The organism is Paraglaciecola sp. MB-3u-78 (assembly GCF_002835935.1).
Classification (GTDB): domain Bacteria; phylum Pseudomonadota; class Gammaproteobacteria; order Enterobacterales; family Alteromonadaceae; genus Paraglaciecola.
Genome location: NZ_PJCF01000003.1, coordinates 36,566 through 62,176, shown reverse-complemented (window position 1 = coordinate 62,176; position 25,611 = coordinate 36,566). Strand labels below are relative to the sequence as shown.

At 41.2% G+C, this 25,611-nt stretch carries 22 protein-coding genes; 10 read left to right on the top strand and 12 right to left on the bottom strand.

Annotated elements, in window-relative coordinates:
- Positions 1 to 10: 10 nt before the first annotated feature.
- Positions 11 to 1,168, top strand: a complete 1,158-nt coding sequence (locus CXF95_RS04085; RefSeq protein ID WP_157828065.1) for a diaminopropionate ammonia-lyase — start codon at positions 11 to 13, stop codon at positions 1,166 to 1,168.
- 78 nt (positions 1,169 to 1,246) lie between these two features.
- Here the strand turns inward: CXF95_RS04085 and CXF95_RS04080 are convergent, their stop codons facing one another.
- The 6 genes from CXF95_RS04080 to glnK all read right to left on the bottom strand — a co-directional run bounded on the left by CXF95_RS04080 (position 1,247) and on the right by glnK (position 7,181).
- Entirely contained in the window at positions 1,247 to 1,642 is a 396-nt protein-coding gene (locus tag CXF95_RS04080; RefSeq protein ID WP_101197515.1) for a hypothetical protein, read from the bottom strand.
- Positions 1,643 to 1,669: 27 nt separating this feature from the next.
- Positions 1,670 to 2,593: a Dyp-type peroxidase gene (locus CXF95_RS04075; RefSeq protein ID WP_101197514.1), complete on the bottom strand. Its 924-nt coding sequence runs from the start codon at positions 2,591 to 2,593 to the stop codon at positions 1,670 to 1,672.
- A gap of 4 nt (positions 2,594 to 2,597) precedes the next feature.
- Entirely contained in the window at positions 2,598 to 3,473 is an 876-nt protein-coding gene (gene htpX / locus CXF95_RS04070; protein WP_101197513.1) for a protease HtpX, read from the bottom strand.
- 122 nt (positions 3,474 to 3,595) lie between these two features.
- Positions 3,596 to 5,287 carry a gamma-glutamyltransferase gene (gene ggt / locus CXF95_RS04065; RefSeq protein ID WP_101197512.1) on the bottom strand — a complete coding sequence of 564 codons (1,692 nt, stop codon included), beginning with the start codon at positions 5,285 to 5,287 and terminating at the stop codon, positions 3,596 to 3,598.
- Between the two features lie 275 nt (positions 5,288 to 5,562).
- Positions 5,563 to 6,825: an ammonium transporter gene (locus CXF95_RS04060; RefSeq protein ID WP_101197511.1), complete on the bottom strand. Its 1,263-nt coding sequence runs from the start codon at positions 6,823 to 6,825 to the stop codon at positions 5,563 to 5,565.
- Between the two features lie 17 nt (positions 6,826 to 6,842).
- On the bottom strand, positions 6,843 to 7,181 hold the full coding sequence (glnK, locus tag CXF95_RS04055) for a P-II family nitrogen regulator (protein ID WP_007622553.1): 339 nt from the start codon (positions 7,179 to 7,181) through the stop codon (positions 6,843 to 6,845).
- 291 nt (positions 7,182 to 7,472) lie between these two features.
- Between glnK and CXF95_RS04050 the strand changes: the two genes are divergently transcribed.
- From CXF95_RS04050 to CXF95_RS04040, 3 genes are all read left to right on the top strand, one after another.
- Complete coding sequence (locus CXF95_RS04050; protein WP_101197948.1) at positions 7,473 to 7,844, top strand: hypothetical protein; 372 nt, start codon at positions 7,473 to 7,475, stop codon at positions 7,842 to 7,844.
- Positions 7,845 to 7,955: 111 nt separating this feature from the next.
- Positions 7,956 to 8,759 (top strand): hypothetical protein, encoded by an 804-nt coding sequence (locus CXF95_RS04045; RefSeq protein ID WP_232787644.1) that lies wholly within the window; start codon positions 7,956 to 7,958, stop codon positions 8,757 to 8,759.
- A 315-nt stretch (positions 8,760 to 9,074) separates the two neighbouring features.
- On the top strand, positions 9,075 to 11,372 hold the full coding sequence (locus tag CXF95_RS04040; protein ID WP_101197510.1) for an aminotransferase class V-fold PLP-dependent enzyme: 2,298 nt from the start codon (positions 9,075 to 9,077) through the stop codon (positions 11,370 to 11,372).
- A 204-nt stretch (positions 11,373 to 11,576) separates the two neighbouring features.
- Here CXF95_RS04040 and mrcB read toward each other — a convergent pair whose 3' ends face one another.
- Positions 11,577 to 13,946: a penicillin-binding protein 1B gene (gene mrcB / locus CXF95_RS04035; protein WP_101197509.1), complete on the bottom strand. Its 2,370-nt coding sequence runs from the start codon at positions 13,944 to 13,946 to the stop codon at positions 11,577 to 11,579.
- The gene (gene hrpB, locus CXF95_RS04030; RefSeq protein ID WP_101197508.1) at positions 13,943 to 16,426 is read right to left on the bottom strand and encodes an ATP-dependent helicase HrpB; all 2,484 of its coding nucleotides are present in this window, start codon (positions 16,424 to 16,426) and stop codon (positions 13,943 to 13,945) included. Before hrpB ends, mrcB begins: the two co-directional genes overlap by 4 nt.
- A 78-nt stretch (positions 16,427 to 16,504) precedes the next feature.
- Between hrpB and thpR the strand changes: the two genes are divergently transcribed.
- From thpR to CXF95_RS04015, 3 genes are all read left to right on the top strand, one after another.
- Entirely contained in the window at positions 16,505 to 17,044 is a 540-nt protein-coding gene (gene thpR, locus CXF95_RS04025) for an RNA 2',3'-cyclic phosphodiesterase (RefSeq protein WP_101197507.1), read from the top strand.
- A gap of 145 nt (positions 17,045 to 17,189) precedes the next feature.
- Positions 17,190 to 18,044 carry a formyltetrahydrofolate deformylase gene (gene purU / locus CXF95_RS04020; protein WP_101197506.1) on the top strand — a complete coding sequence of 285 codons (855 nt, stop codon included), beginning with the start codon at positions 17,190 to 17,192 and terminating at the stop codon, positions 18,042 to 18,044.
- Positions 18,044 to 18,649 (top strand): histidine phosphatase family protein, encoded by a 606-nt coding sequence (locus CXF95_RS04015; RefSeq protein ID WP_101197505.1) that lies wholly within the window; start codon positions 18,044 to 18,046, stop codon positions 18,647 to 18,649. The genes purU and CXF95_RS04015 overlap by 1 nt, the downstream gene beginning before the upstream one ends.
- An 18-nt stretch (positions 18,650 to 18,667) precedes the next feature.
- On the opposite strand, the gene CXF95_RS04010 is transcribed toward CXF95_RS04015, so the two are convergent.
- Positions 18,668 to 19,237 carry a hypothetical protein gene (locus CXF95_RS04010; RefSeq protein ID WP_101197504.1) on the bottom strand — a complete coding sequence of 190 codons (570 nt, stop codon included), beginning with the start codon at positions 19,235 to 19,237 and terminating at the stop codon, positions 18,668 to 18,670.
- Between the two features lie 244 nt (positions 19,238 to 19,481).
- Here CXF95_RS04010 and CXF95_RS04005 point away from each other — a divergent pair, with 244 nt between their 5' ends.
- Complete coding sequence (locus tag CXF95_RS04005) at positions 19,482 to 21,650, top strand: M3 family metallopeptidase (RefSeq protein ID WP_101197503.1); 2,169 nt, start codon at positions 19,482 to 19,484, stop codon at positions 21,648 to 21,650.
- A 140-nt stretch (positions 21,651 to 21,790) separates the two neighbouring features.
- Here the strand turns inward: CXF95_RS04005 and CXF95_RS04000 are convergent, their stop codons facing one another.
- Positions 21,791 to 22,441 (bottom strand): DsbA family oxidoreductase, encoded by a 651-nt coding sequence (locus CXF95_RS04000; RefSeq protein ID WP_101197502.1) that lies wholly within the window; start codon positions 22,439 to 22,441, stop codon positions 21,791 to 21,793.
- 202 nt (positions 22,442 to 22,643) lie between these two features.
- Positions 22,644 to 23,168 (bottom strand): DUF2937 family protein, encoded by a 525-nt coding sequence (locus CXF95_RS03990; protein WP_101197501.1) that lies wholly within the window; start codon positions 23,166 to 23,168, stop codon positions 22,644 to 22,646.
- A 109-nt stretch (positions 23,169 to 23,277) separates the two neighbouring features.
- Here CXF95_RS03990 and CXF95_RS03985 point away from each other — a divergent pair, with 109 nt between their 5' ends.
- Both CXF95_RS03985 and CXF95_RS03980 read left to right on the top strand, forming a co-directional pair.
- Positions 23,278 to 23,652 (top strand): hypothetical protein, encoded by a 375-nt coding sequence (locus CXF95_RS03985; protein WP_232787643.1) that lies wholly within the window; start codon positions 23,278 to 23,280, stop codon positions 23,650 to 23,652.
- Between the two features lie 143 nt (positions 23,653 to 23,795).
- Entirely contained in the window at positions 23,796 to 24,416 is a 621-nt protein-coding gene (locus tag CXF95_RS03980; protein WP_101197500.1) for a DUF2726 domain-containing protein, read from the top strand.
- A gap of 99 nt (positions 24,417 to 24,515) precedes the next feature.
- On the opposite strand, the gene mdh is transcribed toward CXF95_RS03980, so the two are convergent.
- On the bottom strand, positions 24,516 to 25,451 hold the full coding sequence (mdh, locus tag CXF95_RS03975) for a malate dehydrogenase (protein WP_101197499.1): 936 nt from the start codon (positions 25,449 to 25,451) through the stop codon (positions 24,516 to 24,518).
- Positions 25,452 to 25,611: the final 160 nt, after the last annotated feature.

The following is a 25,611-nucleotide window of genomic DNA, read 5'->3' as shown; positions in this document are numbered from 1 at the left end:
GAAGAAAAAAATGAAATATTCATATATAAATTACTATAAAAACCCTAAGCAAAACAATGCTATGCACAAGGTTGCTGACGAACTTTTCCCTAAAGGTAAATGCAAGAAAGCTTTTCAATCGATCACACAATGGCCAGATTACAAGCACACCAATTTGATTTCATTAGATGATTTTGCACAGCAAATGGGCGTAGCTAAGGTTTATTACAAAGACGAATCAACACGCTTGAACCTAGGTGCTTTTAAAGCCTTAGGTGGCGCTTACGCAGTACAGTATGTATTAGAAACACGTGTTACAGCAGGCGATGATTCACCACTGACTGTGTGTACTGCAACCGATGGTAATCACGGTCGATCAGTATCTTGGGGAGCGCAACAAAAGAATATTCCTTGTCATATATTTATTCATGCAGGTGTTAGCGAAGGGCGAGCTGAAAGCTTAGCTGCTAATGGCGCAATAGTGCATCGTGTAGAGGGTAACTATGATGATTCGATTGCCGCATGTATTAAAATGGCAGAGGAGCATGACTGGCAGATAGTTTCTGATACCTCATGGGAAGGTTATCGCGAAATACCCACACAAGTAATGGCGGGTTACACCGTATTAGCCGCCGAAACGATCGAGCAATTAGAAGGACAAAAAGAAACACTGACGCATATCATTTTGCAAGCTGGTTGTGGTGGCATGGCTGGTGCGTTAATAGCTTATTTTTGGAAGTACTGGCGTGAGGATTTACCAGAAGTTATTGTGATGGAATCATATATGTCGGATTGTGTATTAGAGAGCATGCAACGTGATGAAATCTACCTGGTAGATATCGTTGATGAAACCATAATGGCTGGGCTTTCTTGTGGTGAGGTTTCTGAATTAGCCTGGCCAATATTGCGCCATGGTACTAGTCATGTTCTTACTGTGAGCGATGAAGGTGTAAAACCGATGATGCGTTTTTTGGCAGAGTCTAAAGGTGAGCGACCTAACATTGTTGGCGGTGAATGTTCAGCGTCGGGTTTAATTACTTTAAAGACAATGGTAGATAATCCTGAACTTGCCCAGTCGGCTAACATTAATGAGCACTCCGTTATTCTAATGATTGGTACTGAGGGCGCAACCGACCCAGAGTTATATAAAGAAATCATTGGCAAAGATACTCATCAATATGTTTCATAACGTCCTTTTAAAGATCATTTATATAAAGAGAGGCAATGTCAAATAAAACCCTAGGTGTCAAAAATATTAAACAGAACCTCAACACTTCACTACCACCAAGATCTCCGACCACAACTCTCGCCAGCGTGTTATTTTTTCAGTTCTATCTAAAGCTTTAGGCGAAACAACTACATTTCTCTGGACTTTATCAACTTCATTTAAATGCGTAGCATTAAGACTACCTACCGAAAAATCCTTTCCAATGTAACCAACCGCCACAACACCTTGGCAACTGGGGCACAACAGAAATGTAGCTTGTCCAAAGCCTTGTTTTTCTTCTAGGAAAGGGGAGCAAGAGGCAAGGCTAATTTGACCTAGTGGGTCTGAAAGGTAATCGATACATCGTTGCATACAATATTGGCAATCATATTTTTGCGGGGAGTAGGCAGTGATGTTTTTTGGGCTATAAAATTGAATACTGACTGAACCACACATGCATTGTCCAATATGTTTGTACAAAACTTAGTCTTTAGCTTGTTGTTTAATAAAGGTAACAGATGGTGCAAAAAAAGCACCACCAGTTTCGGCTGTAGTGAAGTCCAGTAACTTGTCGTAATTGCCATCTTCATCAGCAATCACCCGGCTTTGAAGCAGTTTAATGAAGGGTTGTGGACTATTCGCACAAGATACAAAAAACAACCCCTGAGTGGACATGTCTCCATAAGGCATATTCTGTGTGAGCATTGCGCTGGTATTTTTATTTGGGGTGGCTAATTGAGTACGGGCGGTATGCGAATCGGAAGCTAGATCGGTTCCGTCGAGTAATGTGTTGTCGGTTTTTCCTCGACCAATAATATGCTGTTGTTTAGCAAGGGGTAATAACTGCCACTTTTGCATATTGTGCTGATAACGTTGGATATGTAGGTAGCTTCCGCCAGTAAAATCAGGATCATCGTCTCCCACTATTGCGACATCAAATTTTTTCATGCCTCTGGGATTCTCAGCACCGTCAACAAAACCGGTTAAGTCTCTACCATCTAAATATCTAAATCCTCTTACCTCCTCATATAAATCTACATGGGGCTTTAACAATTGAATAATTTCAACCCCAATAGCATGACAAATATCAATCCGGTCAGCCTTAATCAGAATAAATAAGTCACCGGGAGAATTCGGGGCATTTCGGTCTTCGCAGTGTATATCAGGAAAGGGAGCGAGCTCTCTTGGGATAATATCTGGATACAGCTCATACCAATAATTGGTGCCTATGGCGAGCACACCGGACACCATAGCTTCGTAATACTCATCATCGAAATAAGATAATAAATCTAAAATCCGCACTAATTTAACGCGCATAGCTTGAGGGTCATCGTCAACTACGGTGAAAGTCAAAAACAAGGCGTGTAAATTAGGTTCGGCGCAGATACCTTTTTGGGCTTGAGTCATAGTGCTACGGCCTTGAATTTTGCAATGCTTTGATGCGCTGTTCCAATGGTGGATGGCTTGAGAAAATAGCTTGTACCTTACCCGCATTAATGGCTAACGCTGCCATTTCATCTGGTAACTCAGGCGCACCTTTAAAACTTTGCAAACGTTCAAGTGCAGCGATCATGTTTTTTCGCCCAGCTAATGTTGCACCGCCCGCGTCGGCCTTATATTCTCGGTATCGCGAAAACCACATAACAATCATAGTGGCAAATAACCCAAGCATAATCTCAGCGATAAAAGACACAATCCAAAATGCGGGTCCATGGCCACGCTCCACTCTAAATACAACACGGTCAACAACATGGCCAATGATACGTGATAAAAACACCACAAAGGTATTCACCACACCTTGAATAAGGGTCATGGTGACCATGTCACCATTTGCCACATGACTGACTTCATGGGCAAGCACCGCTTCTACTTCGTTTTTCGTCATAGAATCCAAAAGCCCAGTACTGACAGCAACTAAGGCATTATTTTTATTCCAACCTGTGGCAAAAGCATTAGGTGAGGAATGAGTAAAAATACCCACTTCTGGCATCCCAATACCTGCGGTTTTAGCCATATTTTGTACGGTGTCGACTAACCAGCGTTCAGTATGATTTTCAGCAGTTACAATGATATGTACTTGCATACTGCGCTTAGCCATAAACTTGGATAAAAACAACGAGATGAAAGCACCACTGAAACCTATCACTGCGGCATACACAAGCAAAGCGTTGAGGTTAAGGTCAACCCCGTTGTCAGCCAATAACCCTTGGATCCCAAATAGACTAAAGGTTAGCCCTAATAACGCCATAACGGCGATATTTGTACCCAAGAATAAGAGAATTCTCATTTTTTTAACATTCCCATGTAATTAGTAATTAAAACCAACATAGCGTATTGAAACTTAGTGTTTTTCTTTGCACTGTTACAGCAACCGTCATTATATATTAAGGTATGCACTTTGATTAAAAACTAATAACCCGCCGCTTGCCCATCTTTTCGACTTTCAGATGCACCGTAATATACTCCTGTTTTTGGATCACGCATAATAGCTTGATAGCCACCATAGGAACCGACTACATCACGGAGTATATGACCCTTCTTAATCAGCTCTCTCCTTACCTGAGGATCGAAGCCCGACTCTAAGCTGACATAACCACCGTCTGTCATTGACTCACCTGTCGGTTGGCTAGAGCCAGAATGTAACATCCGAGGTGCATCTCCTGCTTCTTGTAAATTCATCCCAAAATCTATCAAATTCACCACAATTTGTGCATGCATTTGCGGTTGCGTCCCCCCACCCATCACCCCAAAACTAAGCCAAGGCTGGCCATTACGCGTGATAAAAGCCGGGATAATAGTATGAAAAGGGCGTTTATTTGGCGTATAAACATTAAAGTGTCCTTTTTGTAAACTAAACAACTCGCCTCTGTCTTGAAGAATAAACCCCAACCCAGTGGGTGTCATACCCGAACCCATGCCACGGTAATTACTTTGAATAAGGGATACCATATTTCCGTCTTTATCTGCCGTAGTGAGGTAAATGGTGTCCCCTTCATTCAACCCTGCATCAACACGCTTGGCGACTTTGTTTGTATCAATTAACTTGCGGCGCTGTTGAGCATATTCTTTAGAGATTAACCAATCGACAGGAATGTCATTAAAAGCTGGATCCGCGTAATACTTCGCACGGTCTTCAAAGGCCAGTTTTTTTGCTTCGACAAAAGTATGAATATATTGCTCAGAACCAAATCCCATGCCCTCAACATCAAACTGTTCCAAGACATTCAGAATTTGTAGAGCAGCGATGCCCTGACCATTTGGTGGTAACTCCCAAACATCATACCCCTTATAATTGGTTGAAACTGGCTCGACCCACTCAGAGGTGTGACTGGCCAAGTCTTCATAACTTAAAAAACCACCTTGTTCCTTCATGTAAGCAGCGATTGAGCGTGCAATATCACCTTTATAAAAGACATCTCGGCCACCTGTTGCGATTTTTTCATAAGTGACGGCTAAGCCTTTATTTTTGAATATCTGACCTTTAACTGGCGCTTTGCCATTTGGCATATAGGTTTCTTTAAACCCCTCAAATTTGCTCAACTTAGGCACACTGCGTTGCATGTAATAAGCCACTAACTCACTAACAGGGAAACCCTTTTTTGCATATTCGATACTCGGTGAAAGAATGTTGGTCATGGGTAAACTGCCAAACTTAGTATGCAGTTCGAACCAACCATCTACCACACCGGGAACAGATACGGGCAAAGGCCCATAGGAAGGAATACTGTCTAGTCCTTGTAACTTGAAATGCTCTAAGGTGAGCGATTTTGGTGAGCGACCCGATGCATTGAGTCCATATAGTTTCTGGGTTTTTGCATCCCAAACGATGGCAAACAAATCACCACCTATACCACTGCCAGTTGGCTCAACCAGTCCTAACATAGCATTGGCGGCAATAGCCGCATCGATGGCATTACCGCCCTGCCTTAGAATTTCCAACCCCACCTGAGTCGCTAATGGCTGACTCGTCGCCACCATGGCGTTTTGAGCTATTACTTCAGAACGAGAGGCAAAAGGTTCACCCGTAATTCGGTCATAAGCATTGCTGTGCGAGCTACACAAAATCAGGGTTAACAGACTCATTATTAAAGATATTTTCATTGGCTACGGATCTAAAATTAACAATATTATTAGGATACTCCGATTTTGCTGTTCAATGCACTGACTTAAACTGTTCTACCTTGATTATTCAATGACATTGGATAATCAAGCCCCTAAATAGGGTAGTTTTAAACTTAGGAAAGGTGAGTCAACACACCTTGTTCTAGAATAAAAAAGCCCCGCGAATGCGAGGCTAATACTGTTCTAATCAATAAGTTAACTAAACGTGCTTTTTACAGCTAACTTATCTTTTGTTCGTCTCTAACGAATAACGATTAATTACGTGAAATAGTGAAGTCAGGGTAAGCTTCTAAGCCGCACTCACTCATATCTACGCCTTCGAACTCTTCTTCTTCGGTGACACGAATACCAATGACTGCTTTTAATATTGCCCACACTATAAAACTAATACCAAATACCCAAACAAATATAGTGGCAGCGCCCAGTAATTGACCACCGAAAGTAGCCGCTTCAGGATTTGTGAAAGGTACTAATAACAGACCTAACAAACCAACTACGCCATGAACAGAGATAGCACCTACTGGATCATCAATTTTCAATTTATCAAAAGCAAGGATACTAAACACAACTAATATACCACCCAAAGCACCGAACAAAGTGGCTTGGATAGGACTAGGTGTAGAAGGCTCAGCTGTAATAGCAACTAAACCTGCCAAAGCGCCATTTAAGGCCATTGTTAGGTCAGCTTTCTTAAACAAAATACGCGCTAAAATGAGAGCAGAAACTAAACCACCAGCGGCAGCAGCATTAGTATTTAAGAATACCACTGCAACAGCGTTAGCGCTTTCAACACTGGCTAATGCAAGCACTGAACCACCATTAAAACCAAACCAACCCATCCATAAGATGAAGGTACCTAAGGTTGCCATAGGTAGGTTAGCCCCAGGTATAGCATTTACTTTTCCATCTTCTGAATATTTACCTTTGCGTGAGCCTAGCAACAATACGCCAGCAAGAGCTGCAGAAGCACCAGCCATATGCACAATACCAGAGCCAGCAAAATCAGAGAAACCCATATCGCCTAAGGTATATAGACCGAATACTGAGTCGCCACCCCAAGTCCAAGACCCTGACATAGGATAAATAAATCCAGTCAGTACCACGGTAAAGGCCAAAAATGCCCAAAGTTTCATACGTTCAGCAACTGCACCAGAGACGATAGACATAGCAGTAGCCACAAATACCACTTGGAAAAAGAAGTCAGAAGCAGGTGCATATGTAGCAGCGTCTTCAGCCACACCCGTTGCACCGTCAGACATTATTCCTTCTAAGAATGGAGTAGCAGTACTTATTCCTCCATCACCCCCGTACATAATCCAATAACCACACACCATATACATAATGCAAGCAATCGCATACAACGCAACGTTCTTAGTTAAAATTTCTGTCGTATTTTTAGCACGAACTAAACCCGCTTCGAGCATAGTAAAACCAGCGGCCATCCACATTACCAGCGCGCCGCACATCAAAAAGTAAAAAGTATCTAGGGCGTAGCCCAATTCAAAAGTAATTTCCATGGTTCCTCTCCTAAAATCTAAATGGCTTCGCCATCGGTTTCGCCAGTACGAATACGAACAGCGTGCTCTAAGTCATACACGAATACTTTACCGTCACCAATTTTGCCGGTTTTAGCTGCGCCAACTATGGCTTCCACTAAACGTTCGACATGATCATCTTGGACGGCGACTTCAAGTTTCACTTTCGGAAGAAAGTCCACTTGATACTCCGCGCCACGATATAATTCAGTGTGCCCTTTTTGACGACCAAAGCCTTTCACTTCGGTAACAGTCAAACCATCGATTCCGATTTCGGAGATTGCTTCTCGCACGTCATCAAGCTTAAAAGGCTTAATGATCGCAGTAACTAATTTCATGGTGTAGCTCCCAGTTTATTGTTATGTGTTACAAGTTTCAGTGAAAGTACAACAAGACCTATGCCATATTTTTTTATCAATAAAATCAATATGTTAATCAATAAAGGTTACTAATCACTACATTTAAATGCATTTTTTTGGTGCAACAGGCAAAAATTGGATCAAGTTGGTGCGCATATTTTAAATATGTTATTTCATCAGCACAAAATCTCAGTTTGGAATAAAGATATCAGTGCGAAACGCTACGTTCTGGTTTATCCTTGTGCAATATGCACGATGGATAATAAGAAAATGCAATACGATATTTCCATTACTGAAAACATTGCCTGCATCACGATCGAGGGCAATCTTAACGCCTTAGATTTGATGTTTATGTTTCAAAGCAAAAACTACATTGATGTCATTAACCAATATAAAAAGATCCTTATAGACTACACCAACATTTCGGGCGTAGCTCTGAAGGCAGAAGATGTGATCGCAATCACTATGCTTGGGAAGATAAGTTTGGAAAATCTTGGGAAAATAACCATAGTCACGGCTGTTAATGAAAACGAACATGATGTGATGGAGAAGGTCACTAAGAATATATTTTCTGATAGCCAGTCCGACATATTTGTTACGGATTCTAAAAGCAACGCCATGAGAATATTGCATTTTAGCTAGCTAAGCTCACCGCCATCAAATGGATATAGACATCATTGCTATTTTGAACTAATCCCATAAAGGGTACTCTACTAAATCTTAAACAATCATCAAGGACATGCGCGAGCGGCAGTGCTTAAAAAAAACAAATTTCTATTTATATCAGTCACTCTGCACCTGATTGTCATGTATGTGGTTGCCCAGTCGGTTATGTTTCCTGCAGCACTCGACATGCCGCTAAAAAAGCAAGAAATTATCCAAGCAAGCTTGGTATTTGATTTGCCTCCCCTAATTCCAGAAATACCTGTTGAGGAAATGAAAGAGGACATACCCCCACCTATTGAGTTGGAAGAAAAGTCTGCTGTTGCTGAAACACCACCAGATAATCCAATTGAACCCATTTCAGAACCAGGAGTACCAGCCAGCCCACCACAAGCACAACCTTTGCCACCAAAGCGCGAAACAGAGGTACCAGAAGCAGCACCAAATAATGAAGAGAATGAAATGACGCCTAATGAACAAAGGGTAACACCCATACCTAGCTCAGAAGTCCACGCACCTGCAACAAGTATGGCAAGACGTCACCTAAACAGTTTTCAACAGCAGCAACGAAATAAGATGGCTGAACAGGCATCTCGGTATTATCAGCAACATAAAAATTCACCGGTAATCAATGCTGAAGTCAAAAATCCTTTTATGACCGAGGATGAAAAACTCAGAGACAGCATAAAACTACGCGCAGATTGCAGTAGTGCCAGCAAACAAACAGCGGCAGTATTATTAGGTTTTTTAGGGGGGCAAATTGACTGTTCAACACCTCCACCCATCAGCGGTTTCATCCAAAACAGAATCAATAAAAAATCTGATTTATCTGGAAAAAATCAGCAAAAAGAACAAAAAACGCCACAATCAGTAGTGATCAAGAAACAATCTTAGCCAAATATTTTCTCCCACAAACTTTTGGTTTATCTGACACGGTAGATAATGCAACTGTGATGGCAGGTACATTAAATATTTAACATCAAAATCATATATAACGAAACTAGTTAAAAATCCACATCACACCTTCCACCACGAATTTTTTTTCTAACTAATAATTATTTACAGAAATTAAATACTACAGACTAACTATTTTAAAAGATAATAAGCAAAAAAAAACCTTTCGAGACGTGAAAAAATTCCCTTATGTTTGAAATTGTTATATCTACTGAGTTTGCTGCAAGGATTAACAAAATAATTTGAGAGAGTTTTATGATTAATTTACCTACAAGCCTAATGCAACCACTCAGCCTAATTTATCTGGATGCAAATGCAACCACTCAAGTATTACCACAAGCTGCAACAGCGGCTTTAGCAACGATGGAAACATTCTTTGGCAACCCCAGTAGCAGTCATATTACAGGGCTTCAGGCTAAACAAATAATAGATGAAACCCGTCAACAGGCAAAAAATATTATTGGTGCTGGTGACGGTAAAGTTATCTTTACCAGTGGTGCTACAGAAGGCATTCAAACTGCTATTTTATCGGCGTTATATAATGCTAAAAAAACAATTGATAGCAGTAAAAAACATTGTCTTTTATATGGTGCAACGGAACATAAAGCAGTACCTGAGTCACTCAAGCACTGGAATGAAATTCTTGAAATAAACGCAGAGCTGAAAGCCATTCCAGTGAATGAAATCGGTCAACTTGATATGGATTTCATCGCAAAAGAGGTACCCAATGCCTTGATGATTTGTACCATGGCGGTTAATAACGAAACCGGAGTCTATCAAGACATTAACTTATTAGACCAGACCATACGTGCCAATAATAAAAATACCCTATGGATGGTAGATTGTGTTCAAGCATTAGGCAAAACAGATTTGAACCTAGCAAACACAAGTATTGACTATGCCCCCTTTAGCGGCCATAAGCTTTATGCGCCTAAAGGCATTGGTTTTATGTACGTCAAACAAAACGCGCCATTTACAGCCTTCATTGCCGGTGGCGGCCAAGAAAGTGGTTTACGCTCGGGCACTGAAAACTTACCAGGTTTAGCGGCACTAAATGTTATATTTTGTATGCTCAAAGGGGAGAGTGAAAATACGTTTACACCTTTGAAAACCCTCCACTTATTTCGTCAGCAAATTGCAGCAGCCTTAACCCAAGCATTTCCAAAAATTGTTTTTAATCATAGTTTTGAAAATTCAGTGCCAACTACCATTAACTTTGCTATCCCTGGGTTTAGCTCTAAAGAAATTATGGATTTATTCGACGCCGCGAATTTACGAGTCAGCTCAGGCTCAGCTTGTAGTTCCAAGGTCACCCGCAGTTTTGTATTAGACGCGATGAGACTTCCTGTATGGCAAAGTGAATCGGCAATTAGAATGTCTTTTGGTCCAGCGATGACACAACAGCAAATCGACGATGCTTGCATTCGAATCGTTTTTGCAGCTCAAGCATTAGGACAAAACTGCTTAACAATAGACACAAACGTCATTGCCGACAAAGCAGAACTAGAAGGTTTATTACAATTTAAAGTAGGGGGTAGCTGCAGCTGGTTATATATCGATAAAAAAACTAAATCTGCCATATTTATCGACCCGCTACCCGAGTTAACCGACCGTTTACAAATAATGTTGTCCTGTCAGGGGCTTAATTTAGTTGCCGTTATCGACACTCATGGCCATGGCGATCACCAGTCTTGTCGAGAAAGTCTTGCCGATGATTATTTTGCTCAGCAACAAACAGACGTTCTTGGATGGCCAATTAACTCAAAAACAACAACGATCCACGGTAAACACTACCCCTATATTGTCTTAGGCGATAAGTGGCTAATTAAAGTCGACACTCCTGGGCATACCAACGATAGTATTAGCCTGTTACTTTGTGATCCTGTTAATGCTTCAACAGACGAATTGGTTGTTCATTATGGGTTTTGTGGTGATTTGATCTTAATGGATAGTCTTGGTAGAACGAATTTTTCAACCAGTAGTGCAGCTGCTATGTTTACAAGTTTGCAGTTATTAAAAGCGCTTATCGGCACTGAAAGCCTAATATGCCCCAGCCATGATTATAACAATGAGTTTACCACCAGCATTACAGCAGAAATTTCACGGAACTCGTTACTTGCTCAAGTTATGGCTAACGACATAAACATCGAACAATTTTCGGTTCAAAAAACATCATTGGACACACATATTGTCGACCAATCAGGCAGTGAAATTATGTGTGGCGCTTTAATGGGTGATTACCAGAAAGTATCAGTGCGTGAATATAATAGCCGCAGTTTGGTTAAGGCTTTGGAACAACCCAATAATATTAGATTAATTGACCTTCGTGAGCCTTACGAATACGCACTTGGGCACGACAAAAATTTCGAAAACAATGTGCCATTGACGCGATTAGTAGAATTTGTTCAGCAGCATAAACATAATAAACAACAACAACTAGTCCTCATTTGTCGAAGTGGTAGCCGTTCTCAATTGGCTGCGCAAGCCCTGCTCCGCTTAGGCTTTGAACATGTCGGACACTTAAGAGGTGGCTATGCATTGCACCAATACTAAGGTGTGTTGTTTCGTGTCAAAGCAATATCTTCGGGCGATATTCATATTATGTCAAAGACTACTGATTAACACATGATAAGCGACTTAGGGTAACTGAGTGGTTTATTGTCAGTTACCCTCATCATCAGATACATCAGAAATCACATTCCCTAGCGTAAACAGCTAAAATTTCAGGGAACAACTTAAAAGAGCACATCACAATAACTAACCAAATATCTTTTCCCACAGACTTTTGGGTTTATCTGGCACTGCAGATGCGCCAAAACATTTGCTAGGCACAGGTGGTAATGCTGAGGTGATGGCCGGCACACTCAAGGTGTCAGCACACCCTGCTTTGCTTAAGTGACCTGTGGCATTATCAAAATGAGCAATGCTCAACCCGTCAGGAAAACGTCTCACCAGTGATTTTGGTTCTTGTTGTTGCTGATAACCAATAAATAACTGCATAGCGCCACTGGCCCCACTTAAATTAACCGGTTGGTTGTCATCTTTACCAATCCAGCTGGTCACAAGAATATTTTTGTCAAAACCACTAAACCAACTATCGCGATAATCATCTGTAGTACCGGTTTTACCCGCCATATTGATATCTGGAAATTTTGCTCGAAGGCCTTTTGCAGTGCCCTCCAGCGTCACTTTGTGGAGTGCATAATTCAGCAAATAAGTCGCCTGCTCATCGACTCGTTGCTCTGGGGCAACGTTAAATTTCCACAATAAATTATCATCTGCAGACATAATGGCAGTAATCGAATGCAATGGAATATAACGACCATTATTGGCAATGGTTTGATACATTTGGTTCACTTGTAGCGGCGAAAAGTTTACCGCTCCTAAAGTAAGCGCAGGGTACAAATCGAGCTCTTCTTCTACCCCTAAGCGCCAGATAGTATCGGCAATATTGCCTAATCCTAAGTTCATGCCTAACGTGACAGTTGGCACATTTAGCGACCGACTCAAGGCGGTCAATAGCGGTACTTGACCTCGGAATTTTTTATCTGAATTCTGAGGCTCCCACATTTTACCATAAGTACTTTTCAGTTTAATGGGCTCATCGGCTAAAGGTGTGGCTAAATTATAGTCTGAAGCCTGCTCTAAGGCAGTAAGATAAATAGCGGGTTTGATCAATGAACCAATAGAACGTTTAGCATCCAGCGCCCTATTAAAACCTGCATAAGCAACATTGCGCCCACCCACAATCGAACGAATTTCCCCTGAATCAATGTCGGTCACTATCATCGCCGCCTCAAAGCCACTTTTGCCTATACGCTTTTCCTGTACTACTAAGCCCTTAGAGACAGCACGCTCGGCCTTCATTTGTGCATTAGAGTCCAAAGTAGTAAACACTTTTAAACCCGACTGACGAATATCTGGGTTATCCAACACCAAACGTAGTTCACGACGTACTTGATCCATAAATGCCGGATGTTTATCTTTTTTCAGGCTCGCGCCAGTGGCCAATTTAATCGGCAGTTTAACTAAATCTTGATATTCATTGGGTGACAATTGGTTACTTTCAAACATAGAACGCAACACTATATTGCGCCTCTCTAAAGCTCGCTGCGGATGTTTACGTGGGTTGTAATAGGAAGGGCCTTTGATAATGCCTACCAATGTAGCCATTTCGTCAATGCTTAGTTCATTCAGGGGGCGGTCATAATAAAAATAACTGGCTAAACCAAATCCATACACACCAGTATCACCATTTTGACCTAAAAACACTTCGTTTAAATAAGCCTCGAGGATAACATTTTTGCTGTATCTGACTTCTATGATCAGTGCCATCATTGCTTCTTTAGCTTTACGTACTAAAGATTTTTCGCGGGTTAAAAATAGATTTTTAATCAACTGCTGGGTCAGAGTACTGCCCCCCTGTACGGTGCGCCCCGCAGAAATATTGGCCATTAGAGCCCGTAAGATTGAAAGCGGTGCCACGCCAAAATGCTGATAAAAGTCTTTATCTTCCACTGCCACTAACGCCTGAGTCAAAATAGGCGGGACATCGTTGATTTGTACTAACATCCGATCTTCCCGGCCACTACTGACTAAACGAGTGACTAGCCAAGGTTCGAGGTAAATATGCTTGATACTTTGGTGACTATTGAGGTCTTGGATCTGACTGATACGTGCATTTTTGATACTTATTTCAATGTTCCGTAAATCTTCTGTGCCATGGGAGAAATCAAATTGACGACGCTGAATACGAATACTATTCCTCAAGACTTGGTATTCCCCTGAACTATCGGCACGGGTAACCCTTCTATAACCTAATAGTTGTAATTCTTCTTCAATCTCTTTAATGCTGACTTCTTGTTTTAGACTCAAATACATCGGTCGTGCAAATATCTGTGCTGGTACTTGCCATTTATTGCCAGCAAATTTCTGGCTGATTTGTGCATCCAGATACAGGGTGTAAGCTGCAAGTACTAGGATAAATATAGACAGCAACTTACCCCAATGCCGCCAAAGCCAGCTAAAAGGATTAAGTCGTTGCCATACCGATTTCTGCGATGCATTGTTGGTTGATTTTGTTTTTACTGCTGCAGCTTTAGGTTTTCCTGCGGGGATTTTACTCATGGTTTACTGCTCATTCTTTTTTTTGTTCGCGCTGTCGCTTGGGCATTTGCCGGATCATCTGGCCAGAAATGTCGAGGATAACGACCTTTCATTTCTTTTTGTACCTCTTTATAGCTTCCTTGCCAAAATCTGGGTAAATCTTGAGTCGTTTGTATGGGTCGGCCTGCAGGAGAAAGTAACTCAACAGTAATGGGGACTTGTTGTTGTGCAACAGTTGGATGACGCTGCAAGCCATATAGTTCAGTCATACGCACCGATAACACCACACTATTGCCTGAGGTGTAAGTTAACTGAGCATTTCTACCACTAGGTAAAGCCAGTTGTTTGGGTAACTGTTTGTTCAAACTTTGTTGCTGTGCAAAGTCCAACTCATTAAGCAGTTGTTGCAGAAAATGACATTGGGTAAATTGCTGCCAAGTCAATATATCCGCAAGGTAGGGCATCAGCCATCTGTCAATTGAATTGAGCAAACCAGATCCCGAGAAATCTGGGAATGCCTTAAACGCCGAAAATGATGGGGTCCCAGCAAGACTTGCGGCCAATTGCACACGATGGATAAGTTGCTGCACTTCATCATTGAAAGGAATGTTTGCAATGCCTTTGGTCTGTATAACATCTCGCCAAATAGTCAGGATATGCTGCGCAGATGGACGTTTTATGGGTTGTTTGTGAATAATGATTTTACCCAAAGTTTGGTGCATTTCTGAGACTATTCTTTGATTTTCAGGATCCCAGTTAACTCGCTCTTTTTTCTCAATTAAGTGCTCAAAATGTTGCTCAAGTTGTAACAGGGTTAAAGACTCAGCATAACGAATTTGCGCATTGTCTTGTTGTCTATCACTGGTTTGCATATTGGCAACCGCTAACCAACTATGTGTGGTTAAAGCGTCATCTTGGTATAATACCGCGCCGCTTCCATTCACCAGCTGATAACGTTCATCTTTTCTCTGTTTGGCCAGCCATTGTGGATAGGCATAACCTACCAAAACAGCCGTATCTTCGAGGGGCCAAACTAAAAGACGACATGCCAATTTCGAATGCCACTGACGGATTGCTTGCCAGATAACATGATTTTTTTGTTGTAAAACAAAATGTAACCTAGCAGCAAGGCTTGCTCCGTTAGCCGTTCTACCCATGGGGTCTTTGTTTTCTATTAGTGCCGCTAAAGCACATGCCATACTTAAGTGTTCTGTGCTCATCTTCGCACTTTTAAGCAACATAACAGCAATACTAGGATGGCAACCTAAGCCATGGGCTTTGCGCCCTAAAGCCGTGAGTTTTTTGTTGTTATCCAATAATTCAAGCTGACTTAAAAGCGCAAAACCTTGGGATAGCTGGGCATCACTGGGATGATCTTGTAACGCAAGCGCCGACACATCTGAGCCCCATATGGCACTTTCCAAAATAAAACTGCTCATGTCACTATGCATGATCTCAGGCGTAATTTGTTTAGCTAACCTGCCGTGTTGTTCTTTACTCCATAGTCGGTAACAAGTCCCCGCGGTTAAGCGCCCTGCTCTGCCTGCTCTTTGGGTGGCGGAAGCCTGTGATATTTTTTGGCTTTGCAAGTGAGTGATACCGCGATTTAATTGAAAAATTGCTTTTTTCTCAATACCGCTATCGACGACAATTTCAATGCCCTCGATGGTTAAGCTGGTTTCAGCGATATTCGTAGCTAAGACAATTTTTCGTTTTCCTTCGGGGTTGGGTAACAAAGCTTGCTGTTGTTCATTTTTGGATAATTCAGAGAACAACTTCAACACCTCAACCTCAGTTGCAAAATGTTGACTCAAACGCTGTGCGGCTTTGTTAATGTCGGCGGCACCGGGCAAAAAAACCAAACAATCATGCTGATGTTTAGGAAAAACTTGGATGACCAAACGACAGACTTTTTCAAACAAATGTAAACTTGAATTGTCGGGATGATAAATGATATCTACAGGATAACTTTTGCCACTAGACTCTAATAATTTTGCTGCAGGCAATAACTCCCCTAGCGCTGCGACATCAAGCGTAGCCGACATCACTAATAAACGTAAATCGTCCCTAAGCGCTTGCTGCACTTCAATACACAGTGCCAGTGAAAAATCGGCATGTACGCTACGTTCATGAAACTCATCAAAAATCACTAAACCCACATCAGGTAAATCTGGCTGGTTCTGTAACATGCGGGTTAGAATGCCTTCTGTGACTATCTCTATGCGTGTGTTAGCCGATACTTTGACTTCGCCTCTAATACGATAACCTATGGTGTGTCCAACCGATTCACCTAATTGGCTAGCTAAATATGAGGCGATTGTTCTGACTGCAATTCGCCTTGGCTGTAACAGGATGATCTTTTTATCTTTAAACACATCTAATTTGAGCAGAGACAAAGGCAAACAGGTCGACTTTCCGGCTCCGGGTGGTGCCACAACAATGGCATCACCCACAAGCAGTTGTTTATGTAGCGCGGGTAAAATATGTTCGACAGGTAACAAATGAAATCTCTTTGGTTTTAAATAAAAGTTTGAGTAGAGTATCTATTCAAGATGATAACAAACATCAGGGGTGACAGTATGCGAGCATTTTTTGGTTTAGCACCCGACGTCAAAACTAAATTGGCGATAGAGGGGTGGCGAAATAAAGCATTTCCTCACTTTGAGGCATCGGTACCGGCGGCCAACTTTCATGTCACCTTAGCTTTTTTGGGGCAGATTTCGCATAAACAGCTCGATGCCTTATGTGAAGGCATCGATCAGATGGCTGAAATATACGCCTTTGATGTGTCCCTTAACCAAGTAGGTTATTGGTCAAAACCCAAAGCCCTGTGGTTAGGTTGCAAAGAGACTCAAAGTGCACATCTACAACTTGCGAAGACTCTGTCTCAAATATCTAACTCAATAGGCTTGCAATTACCTAAACAAGATTATATTGCTCACCTTACTCTTGCCAGAAAGTGCTCGGTAAACCCACCAGCAGCGTTAATTGAACCTATATTTACTTGGCGTAACGCAGAGTTTCATTTATACGAATCGGTTTCAGGTAAAAAAGGGGTGTCTTATCATATTAGACAGACTTGGCCATTGGCCAAACAATTTGCATTCAAAGCAGTCTGAGTTTGGGTACTTACTGGATAATCATTGAGTTAAAAATGTAAATGCCAAGTATTGTGTTTATTCTGAAATAGCAGTTTTTGTTCTTTACCCCATTGGCTTTAGCGGGTGACAATGGACAATAAAGAAAATCAAGGTTTTATGAGTTATGCAGCAAACGTTTAGATTAGTCATTGATTGCCCAGATCAAATAGGGTTAGTCGCAGCCGTAAGCCAGTTTTTGGCTGAACAAAATGCCACTATTGTCGAGGCTAACCATCATACTGATCAGCAAACGGGTCGCTTTTTTATGCGTCACGAGATCAAAGCCGAATCAATCACTATGAGTTTACAAAACATAAAGCAAGCTTTTGAGCCTATTGCTAAAAAATTCCAAATGCATTGGAAAATTGCTGATTCACTCAAAAAACAAAAAGTAGTGATGTTGGCTAGTCAAGAGTCTCATTGTTTGATGGATATTTTGCATCGCTGGCACAGTGGTGAATTGCATTGTGATATCCCTTGTATCATTGCCAATCATCCGCAAATGAAACAATTTGCAGACTGGCACAATATTCCTTTTCATTGGGTAGATTTTAAAGATCAACCCAAAGAAAAAGCCTTTGCTGAGGTAGAAAAACTCATCGAAGCCTATGAAGCAGATTTAACCGTGCTTGCTAGGTTTATGCAGATTATTCCTGAGCATCTTTGTAAAAAGTTAGCTGGCAAAGCAATCAATATTCACCACAGCTTTTTACCTTCTTTTGCTGGCGCAAAACCTTATTTGCAGGCTTATAACCGTGGCGTTAAGTTAATCGGAGCCACTTGTCATTATGTGACTAGCGATTTAGATGAAGGCCCAATTATTGAACAAGAAGTGATGCGTATTAGCCATAGTGATACCTCTACCGATATGGTGCGTAAGGGTAAAAACTGTGAAAAAACAGCCTTAGCTAATGGTGTGCGCTACCATTTAGAAGACCGCGTGATCATTCACAAAAGTAAAACGGTGGTGTTTGCTTGATGTCTATTTATCTTATCCGTCATGGCCAAACAAATGGCAACAGAGATAGAATTGTACAAATGCCTGATACCCCTCTTTCAGACCTTGGCCAGCAACAAGCCAAACAACTTGCTCAGACGTTTCGGAATATTTTCATAGAGAAGATAATCTGCAGTGACTACATACGCACCCAACAAACAGCGGCTCCTCTTCGTACAATAAAAAAAGTTACTTTTAGCCTACAACCGCTACTGAGGGAAAGAAGTTTTGGTGATTTACGTGGTAGGCCTTATGAAGAGATTGATGCTGATTTTTTTGCTGAAAGTTTTGCACCGCCTAATGGTGAAACCCATCAACAGTTTATAGAACGAGTCCATCTTGCGTGGAAATTTGTATTAACGACCTATCAAAATATGCAAGGAAGCCTAATTGTTATGACTCATGGCTTAGTACTGCGGGAACTGATTAAACAACACTTGATAGTGGATGACGCAACCTTGCCACTGTCAGACTTTCAAAATACATGTATTACTGAAGTAAACGGAACAGATAAAAAAACAGTTTTGCGATTGTGCGATGCACAGCATTTGTTGGATAAAAGCAGTGTATCAGGAGCTGCGGTTTAAATAGGCCTCTGCACTGTATCAAAAATACCCATTGTAACTTAAGCCAATTTTATTATTAGTAGCGCCGTTTGCAAATAACCCACTTAGGTCATTTGAAGGGCTCCATTTTTGACTTGACGCAGTCCATTCCCAATAATGATTACTAGCAAAACCATCAATACGGGTATTGACCAACCACTCGGTGTTTTTGGGTAAATTAAACTCAAATCCTTGGCTCGTTTTAAACTCAGTTTGTGATTGAGCAATCACACCAAACCCAATGTTCACATTGTGACTAAATTGATATCGAGGAATAAAAGAAAATTCTTTTACGGAAACTTTTTGATTAAAAACCCCCCAAGAATGAGCGCCTTTAGCATAACCCAAGCCCATTTCAAGCACGATATTTTCAGTTATAGGTTGGTGCAAAGCAGCTAAGTATTCTTTCTGCTGACAGCCACTAAATTTTATTGCAGACTTTATCATGTTAAATTTGACGTTCTGTGGAGCCCAAGTTTGCAACCAACTTAAGGTTGTTGCTAACGTATCTAAATTAGCAGAGCAATGGCTCGATACGAGTAAAAATGTGGCTAGTAGAACTGATTTCATTACAGACCCTCAACTTAGTTCTAACGTGGTTATACTTTAAACAATCCACACCTAATTGCCGTATACCCAACACTCACTTCGTATAATAATCCATACCAGTCTTGCAGCTCATAATATCGAAGATTTAGCTCATACTCCCTTGTACTTTGATGCCAGAACATTAAACTCTTTTGTGGTCAGATAAATTCTGACGAACTAAATCAAAACTTGGCTCCAAATAATAAAAATCATCTGGCAGGAAATTATGAAAATTAAACTAGCAACGCTATTAAGTAGTGCGGTGATAGTTGCATTAAGTGCATGTAGCGAACCCACCCTCACTAAAACCCAAGCAACAAGCACAGTATCAGAGGCAAAAGCGGAACAACAAAATCCATTATTGGCAGAATATGCAGGCCCTTATGGCGGCGTACCCGCTTTTGATAAGATGGATTTAGCAGATCTTAAACCCGCATTAGAAAAAGGTATGGCCCTGAATTTGGCTGAAATCGATGCCATAGTGAATAATCCAGAGGCGGCGAATTTTCAAAACACAGTAGTGCCTTTAGAAAAAGCCGGTAGCGCTTTAAGCAGAGTGTTTAGTTACTGGGGTATCTGGAGCTCAAATAATAATAGTCCTGAGTTTCGTGATATCCAAAAAGAAATGGTGCCAAAAATTTCTGCATTTAATTCAAGTATCACAGGTAATGAAAAACTCTTTGCGAAAGTAAAAGCGGTTTACCAGAGTGAAGAATTAAAGACCTTAACTAGCGAAGAACAACGAGTCACATGGCTTACCTATAATAGTTTTGCTCGCAACGGCGCAACACTAAAAGGCGAAGCCAAAGCCCGTTATGCTGCCATCAACCAGGAAGTAGCGGGTTTACAAACGCAATTTGCTAACAACATTTTGGCAGATGAAGAAAACTATGTGTTATTTCTAAATGACGACCAATTATCGGGCTTATCAGAGTCCTTGATTTCGGCTGCTGCGAACGCCGCAAAAGGTCTTGGTAAAGAAGGTCAATATGCCATTACCAATTCTCGCTCATCTATGGATCCATTTCTGACTTACTCTGACGAACGAGAACTAAGAGAAAAAGTATGGAAAACCTATTACAGCCGAGCGAATAACGGTGATGAATTTGATAATAACGAACTCATCAAAAAAATCCTCACTTTACGTGATGAACGTGTTGCACTGCTAGGTTACGACAATTACTCCCAATGGCGCTTAGAAGACCGCATGGCAAAAAACCCAGAAAATGCCATGGACTTAATGAAAAAAGTTTGGCCAGCAGCGATAGCACGTGTGGATCAAGAAGTGGCAGATATGCAGGCGATAGCAGATGCACAAGAGGCTAAAATTAAAATAGCCCCTTGGGATTATCGCTATTACGCCGAAAAAGTCCGCAAAGACAAATATTCTCTTGATTCTGATGAAGTAAAACAATACCTGCAATTGGATAAATTACGGGAAGCTATGTTTTATGTTGCGGGTCGATTATTTAACTTTGATTTTACCCCAGTACCTGAGGGTTCAGTGCCAGTATTCCATGAAACTGTTAAGGTTTGGGAAGTCAAAGACAAGACCTCCGGTGAACATATTGGTTTGTGGTATCTAGACCCCTTTGGCCGCAAAGGAAAACGCTCAGGCGCTTGGGCCACCACCTACCGTAGTCATACTACATTTGATGGTAAAAAAACGGTTCTTTCTTCTAACAATTCCAATTTTGTGAAGGGAGCAGATGGCGAACCTACATTGATATCTTGGAATGATGCAGAAACCTACTTCCACGAATTTGGTCATGCCTTGCACTTTTTATCTGCCACTGTCGCTTATCCCACTTCACATTCTGGCGTGCGAGATTACACTGAATTTCAATCTCAATTACTAGAGCGTTGGTTAACGACAGACGAAGTGATTAATAACTACTTGGTACATTACAAAACGGGTGAACCTATCCCTGCTGATTTAGTAGCCAAAATTAAAAAGGCAGCCACCTTTAACGAAGGCTTTAAAACAACTGAATATATGGCTTCAGCCATTATGGACTTGTTATACCACACCACAGATCCTGCCTTAATCGAACCACAGACATTTGAAAAAGAACAGCTATCGGCTCTAGGTATGCCTGAAGAAGTCGTGATGCGCCATCGCAGCACTCAGTTTGGTCACGTATTTTCAGGCGAAGGATATTCCTCTGGCTATTATGGCTACATGTGGGCTGAAGTACTTACATCTGACGCGGCAGAAGCTTTTGCTGAAGCGCCCGGTGGTTTCTACGATAAAGACGTGAGCAAAAAACTAGTTGATTACTTGTTTTCTATTCGTAATGCGATGGATCCAGCCGAAGCTTATCGTTTGTTCCGTGGCCGTGATGCTAAAGTTGAAGCGTTAATGCGGGATAGAGGTTTTCCCGTTACCAAGTAACAGGTCAACTATTATAAAACCATAGAGATCTATGGACTCCATTTACCCCTTAGGGATAGGTGTAATCAGCCCGTTAGCTTTTACAGCGGAGTCCATAGAAAAAATGACGTATAAGGGTTATAGCAAGTTCGTGCAAGAGACTAGTTTGTTTCAGCCACAATTTGCTTTAACGCCTTTTCAAAAACTTCGCTGGGCTGACCACCACTGATCAAGTGTTTATCGTTGACTATTACAGCAGGAACCGAACTCACCCCGGCTGATTGATAATGTTGTTGCTGTTTTCTCACATCCGCGGTGTATTTATCTGAGTCCAATATTTGTGTCGCCTCAGTCACATCTAATCCAATACTTTCAACCACAAATAACAATTGCTGATGATCACTAGGGTTACCATTTTGTTGAAAATACAAATCAAATAGCGCTAGTTTTAACTCAGTTTGTTTGCCTAACTCATGGGCCCAATGTAATAAACGGTGTGCATCAAATGTATTGTAAATTCGACCGCCACCACGATTGCCAAATTCATAACCCACAGACAATCCACGCTCTTTAATAGCCGCACGGTTTTGTTCGGCCTGCTGCTCGCTGATGCCATATTTTTGGGTAATATGTTCAGTGATTTCTTGACCCTCTTTGGGCATCTGAGGATTAAGTTCAAAAGGTTGCCAAGTAATTTCGGCTTGGATATCTGGGGCTAAATTGGCTAAAGCTTGATTCAATGCTTGGTAGCCGATGATGCACCAAGGGCAAGATACGTCGGATACAATGTCGATTTTTAAGTTTGTATTCATAGGGCCATCATTTTAGATATGTGTTTATGTTTGTAATCAATAGATCTGGGGGAACGATAAGTGATAGTCAAGGGCAATTGATAAAGCATTCCATTGTTGATATTCCGCAGACTCTCGATAGCCTATTGTGTGATCCTCTAACGTTTAACAATGGACCAACAAAAGGTAGCGACTTTCTGTTTCAATACTGCTGTTTCAAGGATCATACACTTAGCTTGTTATGCCTTTTTTTGAGCCTTAACAAATATCCAATAACGTAAAAAAACAAATCAAAAAAACTAGCCATTAAAAAGCCACTGACCAAGCCCCATACCAGCGCCTCTGGATTAATGAGTATCATGTAACTGTATTGTTCTAATGTTTGTTGAAAAACCTTGTTATCAGGAAAAAACAACACATGTGCGGTTCTCAGCAAAGCAGATTGATTAAGGGCTACTTGCTCTGCTTTAAGATGAGTCACACGGTTTGAAATAAAGAGAATATTAGACGCGTCGTTTTTGAAAACAGCATCGTCGCTACTTGTATAGTGACGGATCAGATTTTGAATATTACCCTCAAAATAACGATCTGCGGTTTGCTGGAAACCTGCAAAAACATCCATCGCTTCGGTTAGATGGGCGTCAATTCGCTTGGCATATTGATCCACCACAGCCGGTATTTGAATACCTATGAGTAAACCACCACAAAACAAAATAATTCTTAAATAGTCTGCACAGAGTTTTATCATTTATATACTCACAAACGGCCAGCCATACCTTTTACGCTTTGAATTGGCTTGCTGTTAAGAAGATGAGCTTCTATAGTAAACAAAAGTTCTGGGCTGAGGATATGTGTTTGTGAAATTAATTTTTAAAGTGTCTATTTTATTGATAATGGCGTCTAGCGGATTATTACAGGCGCAAGACCTACAAACTGAAACGGATGTCAGTATACAAACCTGTCCAGACGTTTTTTATACCTTGCCACTATACCCTAATGCCAAATTCTGCCAATTATTCGCTGAAGAACTGCCTGCCAGTATGTCTTATTTTGCTATCAGTGATCAGCAAACTGCAAAGGCGTTTTATATTGAAAAACTAGGTCAAGCCGAAGATGAAAAAATGCTCAAAGGCCGCATTGTACTCCAATATTCTAATGGTCAAAAAGTGGTAGTGATATCTAAGGACGGCCAAGGCAGTCAAATCGATATCCTCATAAAATCTGCTGGCTAACGTTATACCTCAGGTTGACCTAACGTTTTCTAAAGCCCTAAAATCAAAAGACTCTTTTTTATCCCGCCATTGGCACCTTTTTTGCTTATTTAAGAAAAGACTAACACTTAGTCAATTTTCTGACATTGGCTTTTGGAGATACCATGGAACTAGCAATTGTATTGATGATGTTACTGATCATCGTGGCTGTAGGCGCTATGAAACTATATGAACCGGGTTTGGCATTTCCTTTTAAAAAGAAAGGCAACTTGTTTACACCCGTTGAACGTACGTTTTTAGGACTTATTGAAGAAGCGGTAGGAAATGAATTTCGTATCTTATGCAGGGTGAAGATGAGCGACATTTTGACTATCCATCAAAACGTAGATAAGAAAACCAGCAAAAATGCAGCGTCACGGGCAGGCAGCAAACGTCTTGACTTTGTGCTTTGTTCCAAAGAAGACATGTCACCCATTATTGCTATTGATTTAGTCCACAACAATGGCAAAGATGGCTACAAAAGTCAGCGAGATTTTTATGTAAGTGGTGCCCTTGATGCGGCACATATACCCCATGTTAGGATAAAAGTGCGCTCTGGTTACAAAGCACAGGATATTAGAGAGTGTATTCAAGCTAAACTTCCTAAACCTAGGTTAAAAGATTCAAACGCACCTACACCTCAAAGGGGCGGTAAGTTGACACCAGCGTTTGCCAGACAAGCGAAACCTACAAGACCGATTCAGACTAATAAGACTGTTCCCAGTCGACCTGTTGCAGCAGCATAACTACTGCTAACTGAGTCTTAGTTTAAAGCATAAAAAAAGCCCCTTAAAGTGCTAAGGGGCTTTTTTGTAAATGCTAAATTATTAGCACTTCAATAAAAACTAACCTTTAACGAATTTAACACCCATAGCGATATCACTACGTAGGCCGTCTAACATGGCGTTTTTAGCGTTTTCTTCAAATTCACTCAACTCACCGTAAGAAAGAATTTCTTCTACGCCGTTTTTACCTAAACGTACTGGGTGAGCAAAAAACTCAGCGTCGTCACTATTGGTTTCAACGTAAGTGTATTCCACTACATTTTCGCCGCGCATCGCATCAACCAAAGATAAGCAAAATCTTGCAGCAGCATGACCCATAGATAATGTTGCTGATCCGCCACCAGCTTTAGCTTCAAGGACTTCAGTACCCGCATTTTGGATACGAGTTGTTAAACTTGCTACTTCTTCATCAGTAAACTCCACCCCTTTTACTTGTGATAAAAGAGGCAAAATAGTGGTGCCAGAGTGTCCGCCAATCACGGGAACGTGCAAGTTAGCTGGGTTTAATCCCTTTAGATTACCGACAAAAGTTTCTGAACGGATAACATCTAAAGTAGTCACACCAAACAATTTATTTCTGTTGTAAACACCTTTGGCTTTTAACGCTTCTGCCGCAATGGCAACAGTGGTATTCACTGGGTTAGTGATGATACAAGTACAAGCTTCTGGACAATTATCCGCAATGGCATCTACTAAATTTCTAACGATACCCGCATTGATATTAAACAAATCAGAACGATCCATACCTGGCTTACGAGGCACGCCAGCTGGGATTAACACAATGTCACAACCGGTCAAGGCATCAGCTAAATTATCTTTTCCGAAACCTTGTACTTTAACATCGGTAGGAATGTGGCTTAAATCGACCGCTACGCCAGGAACCACTGGAGCAACATCATACAAAGACAGCTCAGAGCCTGCTGGCAATTGAACTTTTAATAATAATGATAACGCTTGGCCGATACCACCGGCTGCACCTAATACGGCTATTTTCATGATTCTCTCCTGTGAAAAGCGTTCTACTTTGCAACTACCAAAGCTAACATGGGTTGTAAAATATATAAGATTTTAAGAACGCAGGATTATACTAGGGTCTTGCTCGATTTAATAGGCAGCTGTGTTTTATCATATACTCATCTTTGTTTATTCAGGCAAA

Excerpts from the sequence above, each read along its gene's own strand:
- glnK (WP_007622553.1), bottom strand. The coding sequence starts at position 7,181 with ATGAAATTAGTTACTGCGATCATTAAGCCTTTTAAGCTTGATGACGTG.
- purU (WP_101197506.1), top strand. The coding sequence starts at position 17,190 with ATGCAGCAAACGTTTAGATTAGTCATTGATTGCCCAGATCAAATAGGG.
- thpR (WP_101197507.1), top strand. The coding sequence starts at position 16,505 with ATGCGAGCATTTTTTGGTTTAGCACCCGACGTCAAAACTAAATTGGCG.
- mrcB (WP_101197509.1), bottom strand. The coding sequence starts at position 13,946 with ATGAGTAAAATCCCCGCAGGAAAACCTAAAGCTGCAGCAGTAAAAACA.
- mdh (WP_101197499.1), bottom strand. The coding sequence starts at position 25,451 with ATGAAAATAGCCGTATTAGGTGCAGCCGGTGGTATCGGCCAAGCGTTA.
- CXF95_RS04000 (WP_101197502.1), bottom strand. The coding sequence starts at position 22,441 with ATGAATACAAACTTAAAAATCGACATTGTATCCGACGTATCTTGCCCT.
- CXF95_RS04050 (WP_101197948.1), top strand. The coding sequence starts at position 7,473 with ATGCAATACGATATTTCCATTACTGAAAACATTGCCTGCATCACGATC.
- CXF95_RS04075 (WP_101197514.1), bottom strand. The coding sequence starts at position 2,593 with ATGACTCAAGCCCAAAAAGGTATCTGCGCCGAACCTAATTTACACGCC.
- CXF95_RS04015 (WP_101197505.1), top strand. The coding sequence starts at position 18,044 with ATGTCTATTTATCTTATCCGTCATGGCCAAACAAATGGCAACAGAGAT.
- CXF95_RS04005 (WP_101197503.1), top strand. The coding sequence starts at position 19,482 with ATGAAAATTAAACTAGCAACGCTATTAAGTAGTGCGGTGATAGTTGCA.
- CXF95_RS04040 (WP_101197510.1), top strand. The coding sequence starts at position 9,075 with ATGATTAATTTACCTACAAGCCTAATGCAACCACTCAGCCTAATTTAT.
- CXF95_RS04010 (WP_101197504.1), bottom strand. The coding sequence starts at position 19,237 with ATGAAATCAGTTCTACTAGCCACATTTTTACTCGTATCGAGCCATTGC.
- CXF95_RS04085 (WP_157828065.1), top strand. The coding sequence starts at position 11 with ATGAAATATTCATATATAAATTACTATAAAAACCCTAAGCAAAACAAT.
- CXF95_RS03980 (WP_101197500.1), top strand. The coding sequence starts at position 23,796 with ATGGAACTAGCAATTGTATTGATGATGTTACTGATCATCGTGGCTGTA.
- CXF95_RS04060 (WP_101197511.1), bottom strand. The coding sequence starts at position 6,825 with ATGGAAATTACTTTTGAATTGGGCTACGCCCTAGATACTTTTTACTTT.
- ggt (WP_101197512.1), bottom strand. The coding sequence starts at position 5,287 with ATGAAAATATCTTTAATAATGAGTCTGTTAACCCTGATTTTGTGTAGC.
- CXF95_RS04080 (WP_101197515.1), bottom strand. The coding sequence starts at position 1,642 with ATGTGTGGTTCAGTCAGTATTCAATTTTATAGCCCAAAAAACATCACT.
- CXF95_RS03990 (WP_101197501.1), bottom strand. The coding sequence starts at position 23,168 with ATGATAAAACTCTGTGCAGACTATTTAAGAATTATTTTGTTTTGTGGT.
- htpX (WP_101197513.1), bottom strand. The coding sequence starts at position 3,473 with ATGAGAATTCTCTTATTCTTGGGTACAAATATCGCCGTTATGGCGTTA.